Source organism: Streptomyces sp. LS-MS-L19 (assembly GCF_058382285.1).
This window is the reverse complement of the sequence record NZ_JBYCLL010000001.1, coordinates 4911251-4931169: the sequence shown is the minus strand read 5'-3', so window position 1 is coordinate 4931169 and position 19919 is coordinate 4911251. Positions and strand designations below refer to the sequence as shown.

General features: G+C 68.4%; 21 protein-coding genes and 1 pseudogene. 15 read left to right on the top strand and 7 right to left on the bottom strand.

Translation table 11 applies throughout. The annotated features are described in order from the left end of the window. Positions 1 to 29: 29 nt before the first annotated feature. Positions 30 to 464 carry a DUF5959 family protein gene (locus AC2XR2_RS22120; RefSeq protein WP_491516080.1) on the top strand — a complete coding sequence of 145 codons (435 nt, stop codon included), beginning with the start codon at positions 30 to 32 and terminating at the stop codon, positions 462 to 464. Here the strand turns inward: AC2XR2_RS22120 and AC2XR2_RS22115 are convergent. Together AC2XR2_RS22115 and AC2XR2_RS22110 are read right to left on the bottom strand one after the other, a co-directional pair. Beyond that, positions 397 to 1380, bottom strand: a pseudogene (locus AC2XR2_RS22115) (hypothetical protein); the annotation flags it as partial. The gene AC2XR2_RS22120 and the pseudogene AC2XR2_RS22115 overlap by 68 nt on opposite strands. Before the next feature lie 739 nt (positions 1381 to 2119). Continuing rightward, a complete protein-coding gene (locus tag AC2XR2_RS22110; RefSeq protein ID WP_491516079.1) occupies positions 2120 to 3874 on the bottom strand; it encodes a GmrSD restriction endonuclease domain-containing protein in 1755 nt (584 codons plus the stop codon). Between the two features lie 352 nt (positions 3875 to 4226). On the opposite strand from AC2XR2_RS22110, the gene AC2XR2_RS22105 reads away from it, so the two are divergent. Together AC2XR2_RS22105 and AC2XR2_RS22100 are read left to right on the top strand one after the other, a co-directional pair. Continuing rightward, on the top strand, positions 4227 to 4736 hold the full coding sequence (locus AC2XR2_RS22105; RefSeq protein ID WP_381303158.1) for an SMI1/KNR4 family protein: 510 nt from the start codon (positions 4227 to 4229) through the stop codon (positions 4734 to 4736). Positions 4737 to 4911: 175 nt separating this feature from the next. Then, positions 4912 to 5220, top strand: coding sequence for a hypothetical protein (locus AC2XR2_RS22100; protein ID WP_491516078.1), 309 nt, complete (start codon positions 4912 to 4914; stop codon positions 5218 to 5220). Between the two features lie 65 nt (positions 5221 to 5285). Here AC2XR2_RS22100 and AC2XR2_RS22095 read toward each other — a convergent pair whose 3' ends face one another. Together AC2XR2_RS22095 and AC2XR2_RS22090 are read right to left on the bottom strand one after the other, a co-directional pair. Further along, a complete protein-coding gene (locus AC2XR2_RS22095; RefSeq protein WP_491516077.1) occupies positions 5286 to 5552 on the bottom strand; it encodes a hypothetical protein in 267 nt (88 codons plus the stop codon). Positions 5553 to 5659: 107 nt separating this feature from the next. Continuing rightward, the gene (locus tag AC2XR2_RS22090; protein ID WP_391198433.1) at positions 5660 to 5878 is read right to left on the bottom strand and encodes a hypothetical protein; all 219 of its coding nucleotides are present in this window, start codon (positions 5876 to 5878) and stop codon (positions 5660 to 5662) included. A 137-nt stretch (positions 5879 to 6015) separates the two neighbouring features. Here AC2XR2_RS22090 and AC2XR2_RS22085 point away from each other — a divergent pair, with 137 nt between their 5' ends. Both AC2XR2_RS22085 and AC2XR2_RS22080 read left to right on the top strand, forming a co-directional pair. Further along, on the top strand, positions 6016 to 6315 hold the full coding sequence (locus tag AC2XR2_RS22085; protein WP_491516076.1) for a hypothetical protein: 300 nt from the start codon (positions 6016 to 6018) through the stop codon (positions 6313 to 6315). Then, positions 6312 to 6716 (top strand): cytidine deaminase family protein, encoded by a 405-nt coding sequence (locus tag AC2XR2_RS22080; protein WP_491516075.1) that lies wholly within the window; start codon positions 6312 to 6314, stop codon positions 6714 to 6716. The genes AC2XR2_RS22085 and AC2XR2_RS22080 overlap by 4 nt, the downstream gene beginning before the upstream one ends. A gap of 22 nt (positions 6717 to 6738) precedes the next feature. Here AC2XR2_RS22080 and AC2XR2_RS22075 read toward each other — a convergent pair whose 3' ends face one another. Next, positions 6739 to 6945, bottom strand: coding sequence for a hypothetical protein (locus AC2XR2_RS22075; protein WP_381303151.1), 207 nt, complete (start codon positions 6943 to 6945; stop codon positions 6739 to 6741). A gap of 257 nt (positions 6946 to 7202) precedes the next feature. Here AC2XR2_RS22075 and AC2XR2_RS22070 point away from each other — a divergent pair, with 257 nt between their 5' ends. Beyond that, positions 7203 to 7691 carry an NUDIX hydrolase gene (locus AC2XR2_RS22070; RefSeq protein WP_491518479.1) on the top strand — a complete coding sequence of 163 codons (489 nt, stop codon included), beginning with the start codon at positions 7203 to 7205 and terminating at the stop codon, positions 7689 to 7691. 10 nt (positions 7692 to 7701) lie between these two features. On the opposite strand, the gene AC2XR2_RS22065 is transcribed toward AC2XR2_RS22070, so the two are convergent. Continuing rightward, positions 7702 to 8253: a GtrA family protein gene (locus tag AC2XR2_RS22065; RefSeq protein WP_491516074.1), complete on the bottom strand. Its 552-nt coding sequence runs from the start codon at positions 8251 to 8253 to the stop codon at positions 7702 to 7704. A gap of 245 nt (positions 8254 to 8498) precedes the next feature. Next, complete coding sequence (locus tag AC2XR2_RS22060) at positions 8499 to 8984, bottom strand: MarR family winged helix-turn-helix transcriptional regulator (protein ID WP_381303149.1); 486 nt, start codon at positions 8982 to 8984, stop codon at positions 8499 to 8501. An 81-nt stretch (positions 8985 to 9065) separates the two neighbouring features. Here AC2XR2_RS22060 and AC2XR2_RS22055 point away from each other — a divergent pair, with 81 nt between their 5' ends. From AC2XR2_RS22055 to AC2XR2_RS22015, 9 genes are all read left to right on the top strand, one after another. Next, complete coding sequence (locus AC2XR2_RS22055; RefSeq protein WP_491516073.1) at positions 9066 to 9461, top strand: HGxxPAAW family protein; 396 nt, start codon at positions 9066 to 9068, stop codon at positions 9459 to 9461. 61 nt (positions 9462 to 9522) lie between these two features. Continuing rightward, positions 9523 to 10404 (top strand): DUF2797 domain-containing protein, encoded by an 882-nt coding sequence (locus tag AC2XR2_RS22050; protein WP_381303147.1) that lies wholly within the window; start codon positions 9523 to 9525, stop codon positions 10402 to 10404. Positions 10405 to 10571: 167 nt separating this feature from the next. Further along, complete coding sequence (locus tag AC2XR2_RS22045; protein ID WP_491516072.1) at positions 10572 to 10988, top strand: antibiotic biosynthesis monooxygenase family protein; 417 nt, start codon at positions 10572 to 10574, stop codon at positions 10986 to 10988. 106 nt (positions 10989 to 11094) lie between these two features. Further along, a complete protein-coding gene (locus AC2XR2_RS22040) occupies positions 11095 to 11835 on the top strand; it encodes a response regulator transcription factor (protein ID WP_330265850.1) in 741 nt (246 codons plus the stop codon). Beyond that, positions 11832 to 13520, top strand: coding sequence for an ATP-binding protein (locus AC2XR2_RS22035; protein ID WP_381303145.1), 1689 nt, complete (start codon positions 11832 to 11834; stop codon positions 13518 to 13520). Before AC2XR2_RS22040 ends, AC2XR2_RS22035 begins: the two co-directional genes overlap by 4 nt. Before the next feature lie 14 nt (positions 13521 to 13534). Continuing rightward, positions 13535 to 15097, top strand: coding sequence for a bifunctional glycosyltransferase family 2/GtrA family protein (locus AC2XR2_RS22030; protein WP_491516071.1), 1563 nt, complete (start codon positions 13535 to 13537; stop codon positions 15095 to 15097). After that, entirely contained in the window at positions 15097 to 17325 is a 2229-nt protein-coding gene (locus AC2XR2_RS22025) for a glycosyltransferase family 39 protein (protein WP_491516070.1), read from the top strand. The genes AC2XR2_RS22030 and AC2XR2_RS22025 overlap by 1 nt, the downstream gene beginning before the upstream one ends. A gap of 115 nt (positions 17326 to 17440) precedes the next feature. Next, positions 17441 to 18955 (top strand): MFS transporter, encoded by a 1515-nt coding sequence (locus AC2XR2_RS22020; RefSeq protein ID WP_491516069.1) that lies wholly within the window; start codon positions 17441 to 17443, stop codon positions 18953 to 18955. Positions 18956 to 19110: 155 nt separating this feature from the next. Beyond that, on the top strand, positions 19111 to 19911 hold the full coding sequence (locus tag AC2XR2_RS22015) for a TetR/AcrR family transcriptional regulator (protein WP_491516068.1): 801 nt from the start codon (positions 19111 to 19113) through the stop codon (positions 19909 to 19911). The last annotated feature ends 8 nt before the right edge of the window (positions 19912 to 19919 follow it).

Genomic DNA, 19919 nt, shown 5'->3' with positions numbered 1-19919 from the left:
TCGTGGTGTACGGCAGCGGGGGAGGAAGCGTGACCGGGAGTGGCGAACCGCTGGACCTGATCGTCCTGGATGACGGTGTGCAGAGCGTTGCGGTCCGGCTCCTGTCCCCGACTCCGCGCTACGGCTACTACGACGCCGAGATTGTCATCCGCAGTGACTTCGTGAATGCGGTCGTGCGGACGGGCTTCGCCGTCGGCGATCTCGACGACTGGGCAGCGCTGCTGGAGACAGTCGGGGAAAGAGCTGCCGACACCGACGAATCCGATGACGTCCTCGCCGCCAACTGGCCCGCCGAGGGCCGCACGGCGTACCTCACCTTCATCACCGAGGACCCGTACGTCGTCGAGGTGCACGACGCACCGAGCACGCAGATTTCCGTCCGTGTCCCGGTTGACCTCAGGACCGGGTGGCTCGACGCGGCCCGAGAGCGACTGGCGGCTGTGCGGCGGGTGCTTGACGCATAGCGGGGTGTTTCGGACTAACCCATCGCCTGAGACAGCCTCCTGACCGCCCTTCTTCCTCGCTCGCTTCCGCATAGACCTCCGTTCGTCATCGCGATCTGCGATGCGCTGAGTCCCTTGCGGGCGACCACGAGCGCGTTGCATATGTGCCGGGCCTTTCGAAACGGGCACTTGGAGGACGGCACGGCGGGCGCGCAGGGCGAACCGTCCGGCTCCTCCGTCTTGGTCTCGCGGTGGAGGATCTGACGTCCCGCCCGCTGGATCTGGTACTCCACGTACAACTCACCTGTCTGGAAGTCGATCGACTTCCAGAGGCCCAGGACTTCACCCCGGCGGAGGCCGAGGTAGAGCACCAGGACCCAGGCCGCGAACTGCGGATCTCCACGGGCCAGGGGATGGGCGAGGAAGCGGCCCGCTTCGACGATGGACCACGGCTTGATCCCACGACGACGTTTCGGGACCTTGACCAGGGAGGCCACGTTCTATCTGATCTCCTCCTCGCTCACGGCGTGGGGGAGTGCGGCTCGCAGGGCATCGCGGGCAGCCTGAACCACGCGCCGGGACAGGGACGCCTCACAGACTCCCGATGGCACAGGAACGCTGCTGCTCCTTGGACCGCTTGGCGCCCTTGCCCTGCGGCAGCACTGGCATACGTCGGCCAGCCTGGGCCACTCCCGGACGTCTCGAACGGTCAGTTTGTCGAGCGCTTCGTGCCCAGGTGCGGGGCGATGTAAAGCCGTACCGAGCCCTTGTACGAGATGTACGACAGCGGGGTGCGAGCAGACTTCACGATCGAGTCGGGGCAGTAGGAAAAAGAGGCTGAGCAGTGCGATGACAGGGCTGCAACCGAACCCTCAGCAGCCTCGTTGTGCAGTGTTATGCATTTCTCGTAGGTGTTGCCGTGCATGTACTTCCTCGCGGTAGCGGTCAGGGACCTGGCGGAACGGATCTCGCCCGCGCATCAGTCGTTGCTTACGGAGCTGATGGCGGCGTGCCCTCGAGCCGAATCGGAACGCCCTCCGAAGGCCGAGGCCAATGAGACGCAAATGAGCCCCAAAGCACGCCGTTCATGAGCCCCGGTATCGATGCCAGCAAGCACCACGCCTTGAGTGGCCCTTGACGGCACCGGAACCACCCTCTAGTGCAAGAAGGACAGCAACGATGGGGCCGTCATTCTGGCCAGCTTGAACGAGTCTTGCACTGGCGAGAGAGGTCCGCTGGGCGGTCGACCTGACCGGCATCGCCCTAGCCCGCCACTGAGTCGGCGCCATGACAGCCGGCTCTTTACGCTGGCACCACCAAGAGACCCCTGCAGCGACTGGGCACCCGTACTGCAGAAGTAACCCACCACCCCACCTCGTGAGCAGCCGAGCAAGTCCACGGAATCATCGCGCCGCCGCCATCAGCATCAGCGAGCACCCTTCGGCTGGGAGTTCCTCCGCCAGAACTCCACGTGGGTCCTGACCCACCAGACTCGCGACCTGGGGTTTGGCACCGGCCCCATCGTTGTGGACCGGCGCTATGGCAATCTGCACCAACTCGGAGGCAGGTCCCAGTTCGATGACACCGCCGCCACCTACGAGCGCCATGTGACAACGAAGCATCAACAGGTCGGAACCAGACCACTCAACACCGGCGTATTTGCTGGCTGCCCGCTCTCAGCTAAATCCTTTCACGAGCGCGGCGACCTTCCTGAAGTCGGTGATTTCTTCCGTAGAAGACCCTCGTCGAACAAAGACCCGGTCGCCACAATAGGAAAGATCATTCTGGCCGGGAATCAAAACCCTGATGACCGAAAGGCCTTTATACTCAATCGTGTCCACACCGCTCATGATTTGGGTTGCCAAAGGTTCGCTGATTGGTTGCTGAGCAAGTCTCGTCACGAAGCGTTGCACGTACGCGTCCAGCGATACCTTAAGAATCTTTGCTTCTCTGTCTACGCCTACGACGTGGTGCTGGCCGACTTTCATCGAGATCACAGAGTCGAGCGTTTCGATTCTCTTTACGTCGGCGTCTTTATCGGCAACCCCAACGAACAGGTAGCCTTCGTGCCCTCGTTGCACGTTAGCGATCCCGCAAATCGTCTCGGCCAGCCGCTCGAAAAGCGCATCATCCCACTTCCGGCGGCTGTCCAGCCTCAGGACACCCTGCTTGAATTCGTATCGGCTGGTTTCGATCCTGGACCTGCGCAAAGAATTCTCGAAATCCAGGGCCAACCCGGGACCATGGCCAAAGACGGGCGGAACCCTATCCACAAAGTACCTTTGGATCAGTCCCGTAATTGTATCGATATTGGAAGTGCGCTCTTCTGCTGAAGTGTAGTGCCGTGCACTCTTAAGGCGAGGTCCAACATTCTTGAGGGAAGCTGTAATGGCCGCGTTATCGGCAGGCGATTTCTGCTGGCGAACAATTAGTTCGAAAAATGCCATGAAAATTGCATAGAACGGCGTTCGGATGGGGTTGCCGCTCCCTGGGCGGACCAAGTTTCTAAGACCATTCGGACCTGGGAGTTGAGAGTCGATTACCTCGGTCAATACGGAGAATGTCGACTGAATCTCCTCCTGCAACCGCCGACTACCGTACGCGGCGAGAGTCCTTTCGATGCGCTTATGTTTGTCGCTCTGTGAGTCGTAGATCTCGTCGAACTCTTCTTTGCTGGCGGGAAAAGGGCTTCCGAACAAGATGGAGGCCGCAACATCTGCCACCATTTGTTCGTCGTCACCTTCCCGCAACTGCTTTACGTTGAGAATTCCATGCCGGATCCATACCGTGTCCTCTGCTCGAACCCCGTACTGCTGCTTCTCGCGAGATGACTCGATAGAAATGCTGGGCATGTCATGCAGAAGCAGCACATCATCGGAAACGTCGCCCCGCAGAGAGCTGGCAACCGTTCGCACGAGCTCAGAAAAGGAATTGAGCATTCCGGCTTGCCGTTTCTCCTGAGCGCTCAACTGGCGCCCGTTTGAGTTAATTCGACTGAATACGTCTGTGATTTGCCCTTCGGTCTGAGTCGGGAAGATAGTGACCGCCAGCTGATAATCGAGCAGATTTGCACACTTGTCGGCGGGGAGAAGAACCTCGGTTTCGGCTGGTTTGAAGGCCTCAGCTTCAGCTGCCTGGCGTGCCCGAGCGCTTTGGCCTAGATCGAAATACATTCCATTGTACTCGAACTTCTGCTCAATGAAGGAAAAGATGGCGTCTAGGCGCTGCATGCCGTCGATGATCTCATATTTCCCGCTTCCGTGAATTTCCGGCCTTTCGGCAAGGAGGATTAGAGGAATTGGGTAGCCGTCCAGAATGCTGTCAATTAGCAACTGTTTTTCGGCGACAGACCAAACGAGCTTTCGCTGATACCGTCGATTCACCAGGAGTGAATCGTCCCTGAAAAGCCGATACGCTTCCTGGACACTCATGCCTCGGGGTGTAATGGAAACGTGGACTTCCGTCGACAAGATGCGCTCCCTCACGTATGTGGTGTGCAGTCCACATAGCTTGGCACGTCCGAACGTTCTGTGCCCGGAGTTGTGAGTGAGTGGGTTGGCAGGTCCTCACCAGCTCACGGGGCCGAATTCCCGCGCCCTCGCTTCCTGTAGGGCACTGCGGGGTGCACCGGGACACCAGACGACCGCCCACTAAGCGTCGACACCGCTCCACCGCAGGTCAGCCCCGTAGCAAGCCCTAGTTCACCTCAGCTACCAAGCTCAGTGACAGGTCCTGCCGCGCCTCGGCATCGACAAGGGGACCCGCGTTGCTGAGGATCCTGGGGTGACTGATGACGAACTCGTCCTGGCGGTCCGGTCGCATGTGGCCGACCGAGGGCTGCCCGGGCCCGCATCCGCTGAGGGTGTTGCCGCCTTTGAGCGGGTGGTGGGCGATCCGATGCCCGAGTTGTTGAAGCGGATGTATCTCGAAGTCGCCAACGGTGGCTTCGGGCCCTGGCGGGTGGTCTCGCTGACCGAGACCGACGACTGGTTCAGCGACTGCGCGGACATCACCATGGCCTACCACGCGTTCGGCGGCCCCGACGGGGATGCACTCCCGTCCGGGCTCGTCCCACTGATGGACCGGGGCTGCGCGATGTGGGCGCTGATCGACTTCCGTACGGCCGACGGCCAGATGTGGGACTGGGACCCCAATGTGTGCTGCATTCGCCACGCCCCTGCACCACTCGGACAATCACTCGCGCAGTGGCTCACCGACTGGTTGCGCGGCGAGGCGCACGAGGGCCCCTATACGCACCACGTGCCTTCCGACTCCCCATGTCACAGCCCATGAGGCCGAAGGCGAACGCCCCTGTGGGGAAAGGGCGCCTGGCCATGCATCCGGATTGTCAGACTGTCGCTGTACGGTCCGCTTCATGGCTGAGAGACCTACGACAGTATGGCGCGAGGGCATTGCGGAGGAAGCGGACGAACTCGCCGCTGGGACCCTGGACCCGGAGTGCGGGTGCATGGCTGAACTGTTCCCTGAACATCTGCTGACGGTGACAGATGCCGCCCTCGACGCCTTCGAAAGGGACCTTGTCGGCGCGGGTCAGATGGATGATGTGCGGGTCTTGGGTGTGGTGGAGCGCGTTGTCCTCGCGCTGAACGCTGTGGACGAGGCCCACAAGGGGCAGGCATTTGAGACAGACGAGCGTGAGCTGCTGTGCGACTACATCGACCAGTCGCTCACCGAGCACGGCGTCGACGTCATCGCGCTGACCTCTCGGCATGGTCTCGGCAAGTACCAGATCACAAACAAGTGGCGGAAGTGGTGACGCCGGCGCTCTTCGATAAACCCCGGCAACCGCAAACCGCAACCGCAACCGGTCTGCGCAGCGAATCAGGTCCCCTCGTCGCTCGGGTACTCCCAAGGACCGATCTCCCACGGCGCCTCACCGCTCGATCGCTCAGCGGCATGCCCCGGCGGCATGGTGGCCAGTTCGATGAGGGACGGGTCCTGGGTCAGTACGTGGTTCATGTGCAGCAGGATCGAGGCGCCGTCCGCGTTGGGATCATGGAGGCCGTCGCAGAGGAGCCAGTCGTCCTCGTCGTCGTGGATCACCGTCAGTGCCGGGAACTCCCCCTTCGCGACCGTACGTTGCACCACTGCCAGCATTCCTGAAGGGAAGACCCCGGCAGGGAACGGCCATGTGATGTCCGGTTGCATCGGTCCCATGGCCGCATTCTGGTCCACCACTCGACGGGTGCGAGCCGTCAGGGGAGCTTTCTCATCACCCGCATCCCGATCCAGTACGCGAGGACGGCAACCGCCAGGCCGGCGAGTGAAGCCGCCGTGTACGCGTGTCTCTGGGTCAGTTGCTTCGTCGTCTCAAGAGCCGGGCCGAGAGTGAGGAAGAAGCCGGTGGTGGCCGCGAGGGTGGCGCCGGCCTTGTCCTTGGTCCACCCGGCCTTCGGGCCCGAGTCGCTCGTCACGAGACGGTTGTATCGGGGGCGCGGGTGGTGCGCAAGAGCCGGGCTCCTCGGGGGAGGCGTTGAGTCGTTCAACTCGTTTGACACGGTCATCGCCTTGTGAGGTGATCCACTGACCGTAAGTCTTCGGGGGAGTGGGTTTGTCGTACGTCGCCATGACGCTTGCCGGTGCCGAGACGCCGGGAGAGCATCTGCAACTGGCTGCCTTCACGGCCGCCGCCGCTGTCCTCTTCATCGGGCTGGGACGGCGGCAGTGGCGCACCGCGCGGCACGCGCTGGCTCACAGCGAGACGATGAGGACCGCCGATCGACTGGTGCCGCCGCCGGCCCCGAGCCGTCGGCATCGGACAGCCGGGGTCCTGTGGATCGGGTTCGGCTGCGTCTTTCTCCTGCCGGCCGTGGTCAACCTCGTGCTGGCGGTCCGGGAGTTGATCGCATGACCCGCCCCGTCGATCATGAACTCGTCCAGGCCGCCGCCGACGTCGCCCGTACCCGGTGCCGGGGTGACAACCACACCGTGGCCGCCGCGGGGCGCGCCCAAGACGGGCGGATCGTCACCGCGGTGAACGCCTATCACTTCACCGGCGGACCCTGCGCCGAGCTCGTCCTCATCGGGGCCGCGGCCGCGCAGGGTGTCTACGAGCTGGACACCATTGTCGCCGTGGGCGACCGCGACCGGGGGGTCCTTCCTCCGTGCGGCCGGTGCCGGCAGGCGCTGCTCGACTACTTCCCCGCCCTCGACGTCATCGTCGGCGGGAAGGACCGCGTCCGAAGCGTTCCCATCACCGACCTGCTGCCCGAGAGCTACGTCTGGGCCGACCACCAGCTCGACGCGGAGTGAACCGACACCAACTGGTCTGATCTCACGCGGCACTCGACGCGAGGCCGTGGAACGCCTCCGTGGTGCGCGGGTGGGCGATCTCGTCCAGCAGGTGGCGCCAGTCGGGGTCGGCCGCCGTCGGGTGGGCCAGGTCCCAGGCGGTGAGGAGCGGGGCCAGTTCGCCTTCGGAAGAGATCTCGGCAGCGATCTCGGCCGACGGTACGGATGCGGAGGACAGCAGCGGGCTCATGGGAGTTCCTTCCGGAGGAGTGCGGTGAACTCTGGGCCGGGGCCCGAGGATCTGAGATCCGGGGTTCGGGATCCGATGGCTCTACGATGCCCCCGATCCCGGCGCCGCGACATGCGGCCCGCCGCCCGGTCCGGGGTGGGGCCAGCTGTACCCGCGGGGGGTTGCCACCCCTCCCGGCGAGGCTTCCGCGAGGGCACTGTCGTACCCACGCGGCTTCCGCGAAGGCACTGTCGTACCCCTCTGCGATGGTGGTCCTCATGGGCGAGCTGGTGGACCGGGTGGACGAGGAGGACCTCGTCGTCGGGGTGGTGGAGCGGGCGGAGGCCATCGAGAAAGGGTGGCTGCACCGGGTCGCGACCACCGTCTGCCGTGATCCGCGCGGCCGGATACTCGTGCATCGGCGGCCGGACGGGATCTCCCGGTTCCCGGGGCAGTACAACTGGCTGATCGGTGGGGCCGCGGAGGCCGGCGAGTCGTACGAGGAAGCTGCCGCCCGTGAACTCTCCGAGGAACTGGGGGTGTTCGGGGTGCCGGTGCGGCACGTCTTCAAGTTCCTCTGCCGTGGGGAGATCAGCCCCTACTGGCTGGGCGTGCATGAGGCCGTCGTGCGCGGGGCGATCGTGCCGGATCCGACGGAGATCGACTGGTACGGGTGGTTCGGGGAGGGCGAGTTGCTGGAGGCGGTCGGGCGGGGGGAGTTCGTGTCCGACGGGGTGGAGGCTCTGCGGCGGTACCTGGCCGCTTGAGTGACGCGCTTCAGCAGGCCGCGCTCACCGCGGGCCGGGACAGCTGCGGGCGGGGGAGGGCGGTGGGGCGGATCGCCGTGTGGGGCTTGCGGGTCGTGGTGAAGACGAACAGGCGCAGCACCAGGAAGCGGCCGATGCCGGCGAGAGCGGAGGCGGTGAGGTAGACCGCCTGTTCCGTGAGCATGCTCGGGGCCGCCTGGACCGTGTGCAGGAGGAACATCGCCGCGCTGGTGACGGCGTACGCGGCGACGGCCGACCCGGAGGACTGGAGGTGTCGGCGCAGGCCCGCGCGGCCGCCCGTGCCGAAGGTGAACAGGGCGTGCAGCTCGGTGCACAGGAGCGTGGAGACCACCGTGATCACCGCGTTCGCGACCGCCCACGGCATCGTCATGGCCACCAGCGGCACGGCGAAGCTGGACAGGACGCCGATCCCGCCGCCGCAGACGACGAAGCGCACGAAGGAGGCGAGCGGGCCGGGAGCCGCCGGGGCCGGCAGCGAGACCTGGGAGGAACGGGAGGGCGTGGACGGGGACTTGGTCCTGTCGGCCGTCTGCGGCTCCATGGTGGTGTTCCCTCCGGCTTGTCGCGAGCAGCACGCGCTTCGCGCGCACTTCACGCGTTTCGCGGGGCTTCGCGATCTGCTCGATCCCTGGTGGATCAGCTGAGATCAACGATGCCGTCGCGCGCTCGCCGGATCGATAGAGCACCCTCCCGAACCGGGGGTAGGGCTGGCTACACCCTCGGGGTGGGGGGTTCCCGCCACCCGCCGCTCCCCCTCCCCAAGTCCCGCCCCGCTCCTCCCCCTCCCTACCCCTCCGCGTCCTTCGCCCGCAGCTCCTCGATATATGCGAGCGCCAGGTCGGTCGTACGGCTGAACCAGTCGTGGAGTACGGCGATCTCGTCGGCGGAGTACTCGGCGAAGACGGCGTCGAGGCGGTCGTAGTACGGCTGGTAGAGGGCGACGACCTTGGCCACGGCGTCGGGGCGCGCGGCGACCCGGACGCGGCGGCGGTCGGCGGGGTCGGGGACGCGGGTGACGTAGCCGCCGCGTTCGAGGCGGTTGAGGATGCCGGTGACCGCGCCGGTCGTGACGTGGGCGTGCTCGGCGAGGTCGCCCGCGGTGAGGAGGTCCTCGCCGGCCTTCAGGACGTAGGCGAAGGACAGCAGGTCGGTGACGTTCAGACCCAGCCGCTGGGCCATCTCCTGCTGGCCGAGGTGGGCGGTGGCGATGAAGAAGTCCATCGCCTCCAGTGCCTGGGCCGCGGTGGCGGCGGGGCGGGGCTCGGCGGGCATCGGAATCCTGATTCTCTTAGTGCGTGAGAGGTTTTTGCGCTAAATTTCTTAGGAGGTGAGAGAACTCGTCCAGGAGGATCTGTGAGCGCACATCAGTATGACGAGGGGCACACGGTCGCGGGGTGGACCGGCTTCGGCATAGCCACGGTGGGCACGGCCGTGCTGGGGCTGGGCGTGTGCACGGTCTCCGGCGCGCTGATCGCCGGCGGACTCGCGGTCACCGCGGTCAGCGTCCTCGTGACCTGGGCCCTGCATCTGTCCGGCTGGGGCAAGCCGCCGGGACGCCGGCCGCGTGCGGAGTGGGGCATGCGGGTGCGGGACACGGGCGCGCGGGAGGGACATGCGGGGTGTGTCGGGTGCCGGCTGGCGGGGCGCGGAGGACGGCGGGCCGCGGCGGTCGATACCGGGGTCGGAAGCGAAGCCGGGACAGGGACCGGGGTCGCGGCGGGGCAGGTCCCCGCGGAGTCGGTCGGCTGATCAGGCCCCTCGTCCCCTCGGCGACCCCCGTTGTCATTGGTGCCCCCTACTCTCGTGAGGGATGGCACAGGCATGGAAGTGCGCGGGGCTGTGGTGGTCGGCCGACGGACCCGTGCTGCGGTGGGACGGCGGGCGGCGCAGTGCGCTGACCTGGGGGAAGCGGGTGGCTTTCGGGGTCGCGGAGGGGGGTGTGCGGACATGTGTGGGAGCGCGGGGGCACGCGTGTGCGGCACGGGCCGCGGTGTCGGGGCGGAGCACCGGGGCGCGCTGCGAGGAGTGCGCGCGGCTGGACCGGGCGCACTCGGTGGCCGCCGACACCCTCGCGGACGACCCCCGGCCGTACCGGGTGTATCTGGCCTGGTTCGGCCCCGGCATGGTCAAGGTCGGCATCACGGCGTACGAACGGGGCTCCGCGCGGCTGCTGGAACAGGGCGCCGTCTGCTTCAGCTGGCTCGGCACCGGCCCGCTGATGGCGGCCCGGCGCACCGAGGAGCTGTTGCGGGCCGCGCTCTCGGTGCCGGACCGTGTTCCGTACGGCGACAAGCGGGCCGTACGGTCGTCCCTGCCGGCGTCGGCCCCCGAGCGGGCCGCCGAGATCGCCGAGTTGCATGCCCGGGCGATGACCCTGGGCGGCTGGCCGGAGTCCCTGGAGCGGGCGCCGTACGAACCGGTCGACCACGTCGGGACCTTCGGCCTCGCGGGGCTGCCCACCGCGAGGGGAGAGGTGAGGGAACTCGTCGCGGGCGGGGTGGTGGGCGGTCGCCTGATCGCTGCCGCCGGGCCGGACCTTCATGTGGAGACGGAGGGTCAGGGGGTCGTCGTACTGGACACCCGCCTGATGACCGGCTGGGAGCTGGTGCCGGCCGAGGGGGCGACACCGGGGAACACCGTGCCGGTAAGGGAGTTCAAGGGGGTGCCGGGGGTTCAGGACCAGTTGTTCTGACGCCAGGGGGGAGCGGAAGGTCAAGAGTTGGATCCCTCGGTGATCCCGTTCGGCAAACCGGGTGGAGCACGGCTCGCTGTGCGTCGATCGTGGAGGACATGAGTGATCACCGTGTCGCACCTGACGTACCTGTCGCACCCGCCGCGTCCGTACCTGTCGCACGCGCCGTGTCAGTACCCGTCGCGCCCGTCGCGCCCGTCGCATCTGTCGCACCTGTCGCCGCCTTCGAACCGCCCTACTACGCCGTCGTGTTCACGTCCGTCCCCGCCGCGGACCGGGACGGGTACGACGAGACCGCCTCACGCATGGGGGAGCTGGTGCAGCGGATCCCCGGCTTCCTGGGGGAGGACTCGGCCAGTACGCCGGGCGGGCTGTCGGTGACCGTGGCGTACTTCCGGGACCTGGCCGGCATCGAGCGGTGGCGGCGCGACGAGGAGCACAGGGCGGCCAAGGAGTACGGCCGGGCGCACTGGTACGAGCGGTACTCCCTGCACATCGCCAGGGTGGAGCAGAGCCGGAGCTTCGAGCGGGCGCCGGGTGGAGCCCGGCCGAGCCGTGGCGCACCGGTCCCGTCCGAGCCGTAGAACAAGCAGTTCCCCAGGGGTTCCCTGAGAGGTGCCTGTGTGTTTCTCAGGGAAATCACAGATTGCCGAAAGGGTGTTCTCAGGGGGCCCCGACAGGGTGTTCACCATGACCACGACCTCGCCCCAGGGGCGCACCGAACTGCTGAGGCCGGACGGGAGCCCCGTCCGAGTGCTTGTGGTGGACGACGAGCTGTCGATCACCGAGCTGCTGTCCATGGCCCTGCGCTATGAGGGATGGCAGATCCGCAGCGCGGGGGACGGCATGGGTGCCGTGCAGACCGCGCGGGAGTTCCGGCCCGACGCCGTCGTCCTCGACATGATGCTGCCGGACATGGACGGGCTGGCTGTGCTCGGCCGGCTGCGCCGTGAGCTGCCGGACGTGCCCGTGCTGTTCCTGACGGCCAAGGACGCCGTCGAGGACCGTATCGCCGGGCTCACCGCCGGTGGCGACGACTACGTCACCAAGCCGTTCAGCCTCGAAGAGGTCGTGGCCCGGCTGCGGGGGCTGATCCGGCGGTCCGGCGCGGCCGACCGGCGGTCCGACTCCGTGCTGGTTGTCGGTGACCTCACGCTCGACGAGGACAGCCACGAGGTCTCGCGGGCCGGGGAGAACATCCACCTCACCGCCACCGAGTTCGAACTCCTGCGGTTCCTCATGCGCAACCCCCGGCGGGTGCTCAGCAAGGCGCAGATCCTCGACCGGGTGTGGTCGTACGACTTCGGCGGCCAGGCCAATGTCGTCGAGCTGTACATCTCGTACCTGCGCCGGAAGATCGACGCGGGCCGGGAGCCGATGATCCACACCCGGCGCGGCGCGGGTTACCTGATCAAGCCCGCCGCCTCATGAGCGGGCGACGACGGCCGCGGGCGCAGAAGCGGGCAGGGCGAGCAGGCAAGCCGCGCACGCTGCGGACGCGGCTCGTCGTCGCGTCGGTGGTGCTGATCGCCGTGATCTGCGCGGTGATCGGCACGGTGACGACTCTGGCGTTGCGGTCGCATCTGTACGAGCAGCTGGACGGCAAGCTGCGCGAGACCTCCGGGCGCGCGGTCGGCTTCGGCAAGGACAACGCGCCGGGCGTCGTCGGAAACGCCGGTCCGAAGGCAGAGGGCACGGCCCCGTCGGCCGGAAGCGCCCTGCCGGAGAAGCCCGACAAGAAGGTTCCGGCGAGCGCCAAGGCCTCGAACTTCGTGAAGCAGGCCCCGACGCAGCCCGACACCATCGCCGCGTATGTGCAGAGCGGGAAGATCGTCAGTGCCGCCGTCGCCAAGCAGCAGAAGGACAGCTACGGCAACTTCAAGGGAATGGCCGCGGGCAGCCTGACCACCGCGGCCAAGGCGGCCCTCGCCGGCGTCGCCAAGGACAACAACGCGCACACCGTGGACATCCCGGGCTTCGGTGAGTACCGCGTGCAGTACGTCACGAGCAGGGACGGCAGCGACTCCTACTACATCGCCCTGCCCACCGATGACGTCAACAGCACCGTCAACACCCTGATCCTCGTAGAGATCAGCGTCACCGCCGCCGGTCTCGGTGCCGCCGTCATCGCCGGTTACGTGCTGGTCGGGCTCGCCACCCGCCCCCTCCGCAAGGTCGCCAACACCGCCACCCGGGTCTCCGAACTGCCGCTGCACACCGGCGAGGTGAACCTCAGCGAGCGCGTGCCGGAGGCGGAGTGCGATCCGCACACCGAGGTCGGTCAGGTCGGCTCCGCGCTCAACAGGATGCTGGACCACGTCCACGGCGCCCTGCACGCCCGGCAGCAGAGCGAGATGCGGGTACGGCAGTTCGTGGCCGACGCCAGTCACGAGCTGAGGACCCCGCTCGCCTCCATCCGCGGGTACGCCGAACTCACCCGGCGCGGCCGGGAACAGGTCGGCCCCGACACCCGGCACGCCCTGGGCCGTATCGAGTCCGAGGCGGGCCGGATGACGCTGCTCGTGGAGGACCTGCTGCTGCTCGCGCGCCTCGACGCGGGGCGGCCGCTCCAGTTCGAGCACACCGACCTGATCCCGCTCGTCGTGGACACCATCAGCGACGCCCGTGCGGCCGGCATGGACCACAACTGGCGCCTGGACCTGCCCGACGAACCGGCGCTGGTCGCCGGTGACGCGGCCCGCCTCCAGCAGGTGCTCATCAACCTGCTCGGCAACGCCCGCAAACACACCCCGGAGGGCACGACCGTCACCGCGCGCGTGCAGCGACGCGGCCCCTGGATGTGCGTGGACGTCGAGGACAACGGCCAGGGCATCCCGCCCGAGCTGCTCCCGCACGTCTTCGAGCGGTTCGCGCGCGGTGACTCCTCGCGCTCCCGTGCCTCCGGCTCCACCGGGCTCGGCCTCGCCATCGTGCAGGCCGTCGCGACCGCGCACGGCGGTGCCGTGACCGTCGACAGCGTGCCCGGGCGGACCGTGTTCACCGTGCACCTGCCCGCGGTCGGTCCCGTGACCCCGCGTCCGGCGCCCGAAACGAACTGGCAATCGCACTCACAGGCACAGCACAGCGCCGCCATATGGGTGCAACAGGGGGCCTGACCAGAGTCGTTCCCATGCGAACCGACTCTTCTCCCGGCACCCTGCCGGCGCGGGAGCACCTCCCGGCCGGCGACGCCGGTACGCCTGTCCTGGACGTAGTGATCCCCGTCTACAACGAGGAGAAGGACCTCCAGCCGTGTGTGCTGAGACTGCACGAGCACCTCGAGCGCACGTTCCCGTACGCGTTCCGCATCACCATCGCGGACAACGCGTCGACGGACACCACTCCCCTGGTGTCGCGGCGGCTGGAGGCGGAGATCCCGGAGGTCAGGGCCTTCCGGCTGGAGCAGAAGGGCCGCGGCCGAGCGCTCAGGACGGTCTGGTCCGCCTCGGACGCCCCGGTCCTCGCCTACATGGACGTGGACCTGTCCACCGACCTCAACGCCCTGCTGCCGCTGGTGGCCCCGCTCATCTCGGGCCACTCCGACCTGGCGATCGGCTCCCGGCTCGCCCGCAGTTCCCGGGTCGTGCGCGGCCCCAAGCGTGAGTTCATCTCCCGCGCCTACAACCTGATCCTGCGCGGCTCGCTCCAGGCCCGCTTCTCCGACGCGCAGTGCGGCTTCAAGGCCATCCGGCGTGACGTGGCGCAGGTCCTGCTGCCGCTGGTCGAGGACACCGGCTGGTTCTTCGACACCGAAATGCTGGTCATCGCCGAGCGCGCGGGCCTCCGTATCCACGAAGTGCCCGTCGACTGGGTCGACGACCCCGACTCCACCGTCCACATCGTCAAGACGGCCACCGACGACCTGAAGGGGGTGTGGCGCGTGGGGAAGGCCCTGGCCACCGGCGCGCTGCCGCTGGACCGGATCGCCCGACCGTTCGGCGACGACCCGCGCGACCGTGACGTCCAGGACGTGCCGAAGGGGCTGGCCCGCCAGCTCGTCGGGTTCTGTGTCGTGGGCGGTCTGTCGACCCTGTTCTACCTGCTGCTCTACAGCGTCTTCCGGCAGTTCGGCGGCTCCCAGACCGCCAACGCGCTGGCCCTGCTGGTCTCGGCGGTCGCCAACACCGCGGCCAACCGGCGGCTGACCTTCGGGGTGCGCGGGCGGGGCGGCGCGGTCCGCCACCAGGCGCAGGGCCTGGTCGTCTTCGGCATCGGCCTCGCGCTGACCAGCGGTTCGCTCGCCGCGCTCAACGCGGCCAGCAGCGACCCGGCGCACTCCACCGAGCTGGCGGTGCTGATCGCCGCCAACCTCGCGGCGACCGTGCTGCGCTTCCTGCTCTTCCGGGCCTGGGTCTTCCCCGACCGCGACGAGGACCAGCCCCGGTCCACGGTGGTCGCCACCCATACGCCGCCCGCCACGGACATGCCGCCCGCCACGCACGCGCAGCCCGCCACGCAGCCAGCCATGCCGTCCTACGGCACGCGGCAGGCAGACGGCACCCAGCAGCGCTACGCCCCGCTGCCCACGCGCCCGACGGCGCACCAGTACGCGCCGGCGCCGTACACCCCGCAATCCCCGTACGACACGACCGAGTTCCGCGCCGGTGAAGCCGCGGAGCAGCGCTCCTGGAAGGACGCCACCATGCGCCTCGACCCGGTGCGTCCGACCGACACCGACCCGAGGAGCTCCTGATGACCACGCAGACCGACCATCCGACCCAGCAGGGTTCCGGGTGGGGTCCGGCGGTGACCGTGACGGACCCGCATGAGCCCGTCGCTCCCCCGGCCCCCGAATCCGGTGAACCCCAGCAGCCGTTCGCGCGCAGACTGTGGCGCGGCCGCCCCGAGGACCCCCGCTGGGCCCGCCCGGCCTTCTGGGGGCTGCTGCTCGCCACCGCGGCGCTGTACTTCTACAACCTGAGCGCCTCCGGCTACGCCAACTCCTTCTACTCGGCGGCCGTCCAGGCCGGCACCAAGAGCTGGAAGGCGATGTTCTTCGGCTCGCTGGACGCGGGCAACGCCATCACCGTCGACAAGCCCTCGGCGTTCCTGTGGCCGATGGAGATCGCGGCCAGGATCTTCGGCCTGAACTCCTGGACGATCCTCGGCCCCGAGGTGCTCATGGGTGTCGGCACCGTCGCCGTTGTCTACGCGTCCGTGCGCCGCCGGTTCAGCCCCGGGGCCGGTCTGATCGCGGGCGCGGTGCTCGCGCTCACTCCCGTCGCGGCGCTGATGTTCCGGTTCAACAACCCGGACGCGATGCTGGCCCTGTTGATGGCGCTGGCCTGCTACTTCGTCGTACGGGCCGTCGAGGACGGCCGGACGAAGTGGCTGGTGTGGGCGGGCGTGGCGATCGGCTTCGCGTTCCTCGCCAAGACCCTCCAGGCCTTCCTGATCCTGCCGGCGCTGGCCTTCGTGTACGCGGCGGTCGGCCCGCACCGGCTGAGGAAGCGGATCGGTCAACTGGCCCTGGCCACCCTCGCCCTGGTCGTCTCCGGTGGCTGGTGGGTCGCGATCGTCGAGCTGTGGCCCGCCTCCTCCCGCCCCTACATCGGCGGCTCCCAGAACAACTCGTTCCTTGAACTGACCTTCGGCTACAACGGACTCGGCCGGCTCAACGGCGAGGAGACCGGCTCGGTCGGCGGCGGCGGTGGCGGCACCGGCGGCAACTGGGGCGAGACCGGCTGGAACCGGATGTTCAACTCCGAGATCGGAAGCCAGATCTCCTGGCTGCTGCCGGCCGCGCTGATCCTGCTGGTCGCGGGCCTGGTGGCGACCCGGAAGCTCAAGCGGACCTCGGTGACCCGGGCCTCGTTCCTGGTCTGGGGCGGCTCGCTGCTGATCACCCTGGTGGTCTTCAGCTTCATGGCGGGCATCTTCCACCAGTACTACACGATCGCCCTGGCCCCCTACATCGCCGCCGTGGTCGGCATGGGCGCCGGAATCCTGTGGGAGAAGCGCACCGAGACGTGGGCCTCGCTCACCCTCGCGGCGGCGGTCGTGGCCGGTGCCGCCTGGGGGTACGTCCTCCTCAACCGCACCCCCGACTACCTGCCCTGGCTGAGGTGGCTGGTGCTGGTCGGCGGCCTGGTCGCCGCGCTCGGCCTGATCTTCGTGGCCCGGCTCGGCAGGCAGCTGGCGCTCGGTGCGGCGGCCCTGGGCATCGTGGCCGCGCTGGCCGGTCCCACGGCGTACACGCTCAGCACGGTGAACTCCGCGCACACCGGGTCCATCCCGACGGCGGGTCCTGCGGGCGCGAGCATGATGGGCTTCGGCGGTGGCCGGGGCGGCGGTCCCGGCGGCGGTGGCGGTATGGGCGGCTTCGGCGGCCAGAACCAGCAGAACGGGAACGGCAACGGCAACACGCAGGGCCAGGGCCAGCAGGGCCAGGGCTTCCCGGGCGGCGGAACAGGCGGCACCACCGGCGGTACAGGCGGCACCGGCGGCTTCGGCGGTGGCATGCCGGGCCAGAACGGAAACACCCAGGGCAACGGCACCACCCAGAACCAGCGCGGCGGCATGGGCGACGGCGGCGGCGGTGGCGTCGGCGGCCTGCTCAACGGCGCGACCGTCTCCTCCGAGGCCAAGAAGCTGCTCCAGGCCGACGCGGACGACTACACCTGGGCGGCGGCCGCGATCGGCGCCCAGAACGCCGCGAGCTACCAGCTCGCCACCGACGAGTCCGTCATGGCGATCGGCGGCTTCAACGGCACCGACCCGTCCCCGACGCTGGCGCAGTTCAAGAAGTACGTGGCGGACGGCAGGATCCACTACTTCATCTCCAGCGGCACCGGGGGTGGCATGGGCGGCAGCAGCAGCGGTACGTCCTCGCAGATCACCTCATGGGTCGAGGCCAACTTCAAGAAGGTGACGGTCGGTTCGGCCACCTTCTACGACCTCACCCAGAAGGCGAGCGGCTGACGCAGGGCGTACGACAGGAGTGGGGGCGGTGACCGCGGGGTCGCCGCCCCCACTCCTGTCGTACGGCGAGAATCCGCGTTGTACGGCGTATAAGAACTCCTCTACGGTGTACGGCATGACCGCTCCCGCCCCCGTCACCGTCTCCCAGGGCCATCCCCAGCGCTGGCTGATACTCGGCGTCATCTGTCTCGCCCAGCTGACCGTGCTCCTCGACAACACGATCCTGAACGTGGCGATCCCCTCGCTCACCAGCGAACTGGGCGCCGCCACCGCCGACATCCAGTGGATGATCAACGCGTACTCGCTGGTGCAGTCGGGCCTCCTGCTCACCGCGGGCAGCGCCGCCGACCGCTACGGCCGCAAGAAGATGCTGGCCGCCGGCCTGGTGCTGTTCGGGGTGGGCTCGCTGGTCGCGGGCCTCGCCGACTCCACCGCCCAGCTGATCGCGGCGCGGGCCGGGATGGGCGTCGGCGGGGCGCTGCTGATGACCACCACGCTCGCCGTGGCGATGCAGATCTTCGCGCCCGAGGAGCAGCCGCGGGCGATCGGCATCTGGGCGGCGGTGAACTCCCTCGGCTTCGCGACCGGCCCCCTCCTGGGCGGCTTCATGCTGAACCACTTCTGGTGGGGCGCGATCTTCCTGATCAACCTGCCGGTCGCCGCGCTCGCCCTGGTCGCGGTGGTGGTCCTGGTCCCCGAGTCCAAGGCTGTGTCTTCCCGGGGGGCCACCCCCGGTCCCCCGGGCCGCGGCGATCGCCCCGACCTGCTCGGCGCGCTGCTCTCCACCATCGGCATGGCCTCCCTGGTGTTCGCGATCATCTCCGGCCCGGAGCACGGCTGGACGTCCGGCCGGGTGCTGGTGCCGGCGGCGGTGGCGGTCGGGGTCCTCGCCGGGTTCGCGTGGTGGGAGAGCCGCATCCCCCACCCCATGCTCGACCTGCACTTCTTCCGCGACCGCCGGTTCACGGGCGCGGTGGCCGGCGCGGTGCTGATCACCTTCGGGATGGGCGGCTCCCTGTTCCTGCTCACCCAGCACATGCAGTTCGTCCTCGGTTACGGCCCCCTGGAGGCGGGGCTGCGCACGGCACCGCTCGCGCTGATGATCGTGGCCCTCAACTTCACGGGCCTGTCGGCGAAGTGGTCGGCACGGCTCGGGACCCCGTTCTCCATCGGGCTCGGCATGGCGGTGATGGCGGCGGGCCTCTTCTCGATCGCCACCCTCACCGACCACGGGTATCCGGGCACGCTGCTCGGGCTGGTGCTGATCGGTGCGGGGGCGGCGGTGGCGAGCCCCGCGATGGCCCACGCGATCATGAGCGCGATCCCGCCGGAGAAGGCCGGGGTGGGAGCGGGGATCAACGGCACGGTGGCGGAGTTCGGGCAGGGGCTGGGGGTGGCGGTGCTGGGTGCGGTGCTCAACGCCCGGTTCGCGGCGGGGATTTCGGTGGTCGCGGTGTCCCTGCCGGGGGCGTTGGGGGAGGCGGGATCGGCGTTGGAGCGGGCGCGGATCACTGACGCGTTTGCCTCCGGCCTGGAGAGCAGTCAGTTGGTGGGGGCGGTGGCTGTGTTGCTGGGCGGGGTGGTCGCGGCTGTTCTGTTGCGGAGGGCGGAGCGGGAGGCAGTCGCCTGAGGGGGTGGGGGCTTCTCGGTCGTCGGCGGGTGCGGGAGCGTCGTGGCTGGTCGCGCCCACGCGGCGGAGCCGCACATCGACGCAGCCCCGCGCCCCTTAAGTTGGAAGGCACCTGGCATCTTTGCCAGTGGACGAGTGTCTCGGGAAGGTGCGCCATGGCTAACGCAGGCCAAAAGGCCTCAGGCCGGACCAGTGTCTGGCTTGAAGGCAAGGTGCGCCGGGGTGGGCGTGGGGGAGGGCAGCCCTCGGGGCTGGACCGGGACCGGATCACCGAGGCCACGGTGCGGCTGCTCGACATGGACGGCCTGGCCAAGTTCTCGATGCGGCGGCTGGCCGCGGAGCTGAACGTGACCGCGATGTCCGTCTACTGGTACGTCGAGACCAAGGACGACCTCCTCGAACTCGCCCTGGACGCGGCCTTCGGCGGCCTGCGACTGCCCGACCCGGAGGCCGAGGAGGAGGACTGGCGGGACCAACTCCGCACGATCGCCCGGGAGTACCGGGGTCTGCTGGTCCGGCACCCCTGGGTCTCCCCGCTGGCCGGGACCTTCCTCAACATCGGCCCCAACTCGCTGGCCCTGTCCCGGACCGTGCACCGGGTCGTCCGCAGAACCGGCCTGCCCGCCCACGGCATCACCGGCGCGATCTCCGCCGTCTTCCAGTTCGTCTACGGCTTCGGCACCATCGAGGGCCACTTCATCAGCCGCTCCGCACAGGCCGGCATGACCCAGGAGGCCTACTTCCGCCACGCGATGGCATCAGCGACCCGGTCCCCCGACGCCGCCGAGATCCTCAAGGAGAACGAGGAGATCATGAAGGCGAGGGGCGGCGACACGGTGGAGGAGATGAGAGACAGGGACTTCACGTTCGCCCTGGACCTACTCGTGGCAGGCATCGAAACGATGGTGAGTGCAACTCCCCAGGGGCGCGGGGAACGGCGCGACCAGCCACAGTGAACCCGCAC